This window comes from Promicromonospora kroppenstedtii DSM 19349 (assembly GCF_000515355.1).
GTDB classification, from domain to species: domain Bacteria; phylum Actinomycetota; class Actinomycetes; order Actinomycetales; family Cellulomonadaceae; genus Promicromonospora; species Promicromonospora kroppenstedtii.
The window spans coordinates 25,171-30,216 of the sequence record NZ_KI911663.1 but is presented as its reverse complement, the minus strand read 5'-3'; the positions used below and the strand labels follow the sequence as shown (position 1 = coordinate 30,216).

The following is a 5,046-nucleotide window of genomic DNA, read 5'->3' as shown; positions in this document are numbered from 1 at the left end:
CGGCCAGCGCGAGCGCCGTGCCCGCCAGGCTGATCGCGGGGACCGGCGGCTCCGGGTCCTCCGTGACGGTGACGGTCACGGTCGCCTCCACCTCGACGCCGTCCGGCCCGGTCACCCGGTAGGTGAAGGTGTCCGTGCCGGTGAAGCCGGCCGGCGGGGTGTAGGTGACGGTCCCGTCGCCGTTGTCGACGACGGTGCCGCCCTCGGCCGTGGTGGTGTCCACGTCCCAGCCGGTCGAGCCCTCGGGAATGGTGTCGTTCTCGTCGATGTCCACCGTGACCGGGGTGTCGGCCGGGGTCGAGGCCGAGTCGTCGACCAGCACCGCCGGCTCGCACGCGAACTCGCCGGTGAACTGGGCGAGGAAGCCCTCGGCGCCGGGCGAGCTGGCGATCTGGACGATGATCGAGTTGCGGCCGGTCTGCCAGCCGTCGGACAGTGCCACGGACGCCTGGCCGCCCTCGACGAAGCCGCCGTTGTAGTACGGGTTGTTCGCCCACGGGGAGTTGGTGATCGCCGGCAGGCTCGGGTTGGTCGGGCTCTGCGCCTGCCCGTTGACCCAGACCTCCATCACGGTGTTGTCCGCGAAGAAGTCCAGGCCGACGGTCTCCAGTCCTACCCCGGGCGCGAGGTCGAAGTCGTACCGGTAGTAGTACATCTCCCCGTCGAAGTTGGCGGGATCCGGGGTGCCGTCGGGGTTGAACCCGTAGTCGGCGTGCACCCCGTCGGCGGTGCGCGAGATGTACTGGGCATCGCCGACGTCCGTGCCGCCCGTCCACGCAGGGTGCCGGACCACGTACGCGTCCTCCCAGGTCGCACCCGCCGGGGGGAGCGCGACCGTCCGTGGCGGGTTCGCCACTCCGTAGGACTGCGCGTACGGGACGTCGTAGTACGGTCCCGTGGTCTGCCAGTGCAGGTCCGTGCTTCCGTCGGCCAGGATCTGCCCGGCCGACGAGTCGTAGCCCGTGTTGAAGATCGTCGGATCGGTCGAGCAGTCGAGCGTCGGGGCGGTGGCGGCACTCGCCGTACCGCTGAACGCGACGCCGAGCCCGCCCACCAGGACACCGGCCAGCACGCCCACCGCTGCGAGACGGCGTCCGCGGGCCGGGCCCCGGACAGTTGTCGTTCGGGTCATGAGAGAACTCCCTTGCTCGTGCGCCCCGGCGGAGCGCGCTTGCGGCACGGCTGAGGTCCGCGCACGGGAGGTCAGACGCGACGTACGGGAGGCGGTGACGTTGCCAGTCGGCGCAGGCGACCGCGAACGTAGGGTTCGTCGGCGCCAGAGCGCTCATGCGCCGACGAACCCTACGTTCGCCGCCGCGGGCCGACGGCGGCGAGGGGTCAGTCGACGACGGCGGCGACCGCCTCGAGCTCCACGAGCTGGTCGGCGTAGCCCAACACCGTGACGCCGAGGAGCGTGCTCGGTACGTCGTGCCCGCCGAACGCGTCCCGGACCGCTCCCCACGCGGCCACCAGGTCCGCCCGCTCGGACGACGCCACGAGCACCCGCGTGCTGATCACGTCCTCGATCGTCGCTCCCGCGGCCGCGAGCGCCTGGGTCATGGTCTCGACGCAGGCAGCCGCCTGACCGGCGTAGTCACCGACGGCGACGGTGGCCCCATCGGCGTCCAGGGGGCATGACCCCGCCAGGAAGATCAGCCGGGCGTGCGACGGTGCGGTCGCCGCGTACGCGTACTCGGCGTCGGCGAGGTTCGAGGAACGGATCAGTTGTACGGAGCTCGACATGCCGCCGATCGTGCCAGAGCAGCCAACCTGCCGCCGGCATCGACGCACGCGTCGTCGGACGTAGGCATCGTCGGCGCAACGGCGCTCATGCGGCGACGAACCCTACGTTCGCCGTCGCAGGTCTGGACCGCCGGCGCCGCGCCGACGGCGGATCACCCGTCACCGGCGCGCGGGCATCCCGTCAAACCCTGTGCGAGCCGCGACACCGCCGTACCTCAGCGTCGCGGACGCACACAGGAAGGGAACACACATGAGCAACACCTCTCATCAGATCAAGGCCGGCCGCTCGCGGCTGGCCGCCGTCGGCCTGGGCGCCTCGCTCCTGCTCGGCGCCGGCGCGATGACCGCCTCGGCGGCGCCGGTGACCGAGCCGGTGAACTGGGCGTCGAACTCGGGCACCACCGCCAGCGGTGTCAGCTGGACCGGCCGGGGCGGCGTGGCCGGCACCAACGGCAACGTCCGGGACGACGTGACCCGTACGCTCACGTTCAGCGAGCCCGTCACCGCGACGTTCGACGTGCACAACCTCAACGGGTGGGACGGGGCGTCGCGCGAGTGCGTCCAGCTCTCCTCCGACGTCGTGCTGGTCAGGCTCGACCCGGACAACACCTGGAACCCGAACACCCGCCAGCTCTGCTTCCGCGGGCCCCAGGGCAGCTCGGCCGACGGGAACACCAACGGCAACACCATCTCGTCCTTCCGCACGAGCCAGCCCGTCACGCAGCTCGCCCTCACCGGGACCAGTGGCGGCAACCGCCAGAGCACCATCCGGGACCTGTACGTCACGAGCGACGAGGCGCCGCCGGTCCCGATGGTCGCCCCGGCCTTCGGGCTCGCGGGTCTGCTCGCCACCGGTGCCCTCGCCGGCGTCCGCCGCGTGCGCAGCGCCAAGCGGGAGAACGTGACCACCACGCAGGCCTGACCAGGCTGGCCACGAACCTACGGGCGAACCACCCCCTCGACCCGTAGACCGACGCCCCGTCGCTCTCCTCCACGAGCGGCGGGGCGTCGTGCGTCCGGCGGCCCGGCAGGCGACCGTCACCGGCACCTGCCACCACCGTCAGTACCGGACGTGAGCACCGTGATCGTCCCGCGCCCGACGACGGGCCCGCCGAACCAGCCCCCGGACCAGCCGCCCTCGCCGCCGCCGGAGAGCCGGCCGGGCAGGCCCCGGCGAGCCCCCCTGCCGTCGGTGTATTTCCGCGCGGTGGACGGCCTGCGCGGCGTCGCCGTCCTGTCGGTGCTGATGTACCACACGGGCCTCTACGAGAACGGCCTGTTCGGCGTCGACCTGTTCATGGTGCTGTCGGGCTACCTGATCACGCTGACGCTGCTGCGCGAGGAGTCGCGCAGGGGCCGCATCCGGCTGGGCGAGTTCTACCGGCGCCGGGCCAAGCGGCTGCTGGTGCCGCTGCTGGTGACCCTGGGCGCGACCGGGATCGCGGTGTCTCGCCTGGGCCGACCGGAGGAGGCCGACCGGGTGCTGCAGCAGGGTCTCGCGTCGCTGCTGCAGGTCGCCAACTGGGAGCAGATCGCGCGCGGCGAGTCGTACTGGGACGCGATGGGCGTGCCGGGGCCGCTGGCCCACATGTGGTCGCTGTCGCTGACCGAGCAGTTCTACCTGGTCTGGCCGCCGCTGCTGGCCCTGGTGTGCGTGGTCGTGGCCCGCCGGCGGCGCGCCACGATCGCCTGGCTCGCGGGGCTGTTGGCCGTCGCGATAACCGCCGCGACCGTGCTGCAGTACGACGGCGCCAACGCCGACCTGCTCTACCTCGGCACGCACTCGCACGGCGTCGGACTCATGGTGGGCGCGTGCGCCGCGCTGGTGACGGCGGCCCTGCCGGTCCGCCGCGTGGACGGGCATCCGCGGCGCCGCCTGTCCCGCCCGGCCGCGACCCTCGTATCGCTCGGGCTGCTGGCCGCGGTCGTGCTGGTCTCGGTGGGCACCGACACCTACGAGGCACCGTGGCTGTACGAGCGCGGCGGCCTGACGGTGGTGGCCGTGCTGGCCGCCGCGCTGATCCTGTCGCTCACCCGCGAGGACACCCTCGTGGCCCGGGTGTTCATGACGACGCCGCTGGTCGAGGTCGGCAAGGCGTCCTACTCGCTGTACCTGGTGCACGTGCCCGTGTTCTGGGTGCTGCAGCGCACCCTGGAGGCGCCCAGCCCCGTTGTCGTCGCGCTGGTCGGCGTGCCGCTGTCCACGGTCCTCGCCCTGTTCCTGCACCACATCGTGGGCGAGCCGGTGCGGCTGCGGCGCTGGAACCGCGCGGGCGGCACGGCGTTCGCGCTGCTCGCCGCCGCCGCCTGCACGGCGCTGGTGGTCTCCCCCACGCTGGTGCGGCAGGAGTCGGGCTCGGGCGGTACGCGGGTGCTGGTGCTGGGCGACTCGCTGGGCCACGACTTCGCGACAGCCCTGACCACGTTCGCCGCCGACGACTTCGCCGTCACCGACGGCGCGTTCAACGGCTGCGGCGTCTTCAGCCCGGAGACGAGCCGCACCACCGCCGTCGAGCAGGGGCCCGCACCCGGCTGCCTGCCCTGGGAGGACCGGTGGCGGTCCGCCGTGCGGGGGTCCGCGCCCGACGTCGTACTGGTCAACCTCGCCTGGGACGGCGCCGAGCAGCGGGTCGACGGCCGGTGGCTGCGCCCGTGCTCGGCCGGCTACGCCGCCCGGTACCGCGACCAGCTCGGCACCGCGCTGGAGATCCTGACGGCGGACGGCGCCCCGCGCCGCGTGCTGCTGGCGACCTCCCGCGCGTTCACGCCCATCGCCACACCCGAGGACGCCGCCTGCCACACCGAGCTGCTGCGGGCCTTCGCCGCGGAGCACCGCTCGGTCGTGTCCGTGCTGGAGCTCGACGCGTTCGTCTGCACGGACACGGCCTGCCGCCAGGAGACACCGGACGGCGCTCCCGCATACCTCGACACCGTGCACTTCACACGCGCCGGCATGCGCTGGATCGCGCCGTGGCTGGTCACGAACATCCAGGACGTCACCGACCCGCCGTCACGCACCCCGTGACCCGGCCCACAGAACCGGACCGTCGTCGCCGCCCGCCGGCTGCGTCTGTCCCACGAGGAGGGCCGCGACCCGCGCAGCCCGCGCACCGAGAGGAACCACGCATGTACAACACCCCGGGTATCGGCAGCGGCGTCGCGACCGGCGTCGTCGGCGCCGGCACGCTCGCCCAGACCGGCTTCGACGGCCTGTGGCTCGCCGTCGCCGCCGTCACGTGCGTCGTGGGCGGGTTCATCCTGATCCGTGCGAGCCGGTCGGCCCGCCACGTCGAGGCGGCGGGC

At 73.2% G+C, this 5,046-nt stretch carries 4 protein-coding genes; 2 read left to right on the top strand and 2 right to left on the bottom strand.

Annotated elements, in window-relative coordinates; translation table 11 throughout:
* Both PROKR_RS11805 and PROKR_RS11800 read right to left on the bottom strand, forming a co-directional pair.
* On the bottom strand, nucleotides 1-1,132 hold a 1,132-nt coding region (locus tag PROKR_RS11805), incomplete at its 3' end, for an Ig-like domain-containing protein (RefSeq protein WP_169736395.1).
* A gap of 206 nt (nucleotides 1,133-1,338) precedes the next feature.
* Complete coding sequence (locus tag PROKR_RS11800; protein WP_036963405.1) at nucleotides 1,339-1,743, bottom strand: RidA family protein; 405 nt, start codon at nucleotides 1,741-1,743, stop codon at nucleotides 1,339-1,341.
* A 250-nt stretch (nucleotides 1,744-1,993) separates the two neighbouring features.
* Here PROKR_RS11800 and PROKR_RS11795 point away from each other — a divergent pair, with 250 nt between their 5' ends.
* Both PROKR_RS11795 and PROKR_RS11785 read left to right on the top strand, forming a co-directional pair.
* On the top strand, nucleotides 1,994-2,665 hold the full coding sequence (locus PROKR_RS11795) for a hypothetical protein (protein ID WP_036963404.1): 672 nt from the start codon (nucleotides 1,994-1,996) through the stop codon (nucleotides 2,663-2,665).
* Nucleotides 2,666-2,935: 270 nt separating this feature from the next.
* Nucleotides 2,936-4,768: an acyltransferase family protein gene (locus tag PROKR_RS11785; protein WP_169736394.1), complete on the top strand. Its 1,833-nt coding sequence runs from the start codon at nucleotides 2,936-2,938 to the stop codon at nucleotides 4,766-4,768.
* The last annotated feature ends 278 nt before the right edge of the window (nucleotides 4,769-5,046 follow it).

Excerpts from the sequence above, each read along its gene's own strand:
- PROKR_RS11800 (WP_036963405.1), bottom strand. The coding sequence starts at position 1,743 with ATGTCGAGCTCCGTACAACTGATCCGTTCCTCGAACCTCGCCGACGCC.
- PROKR_RS11795 (WP_036963404.1), top strand. The coding sequence starts at position 1,994 with ATGAGCAACACCTCTCATCAGATCAAGGCCGGCCGCTCGCGGCTGGCC.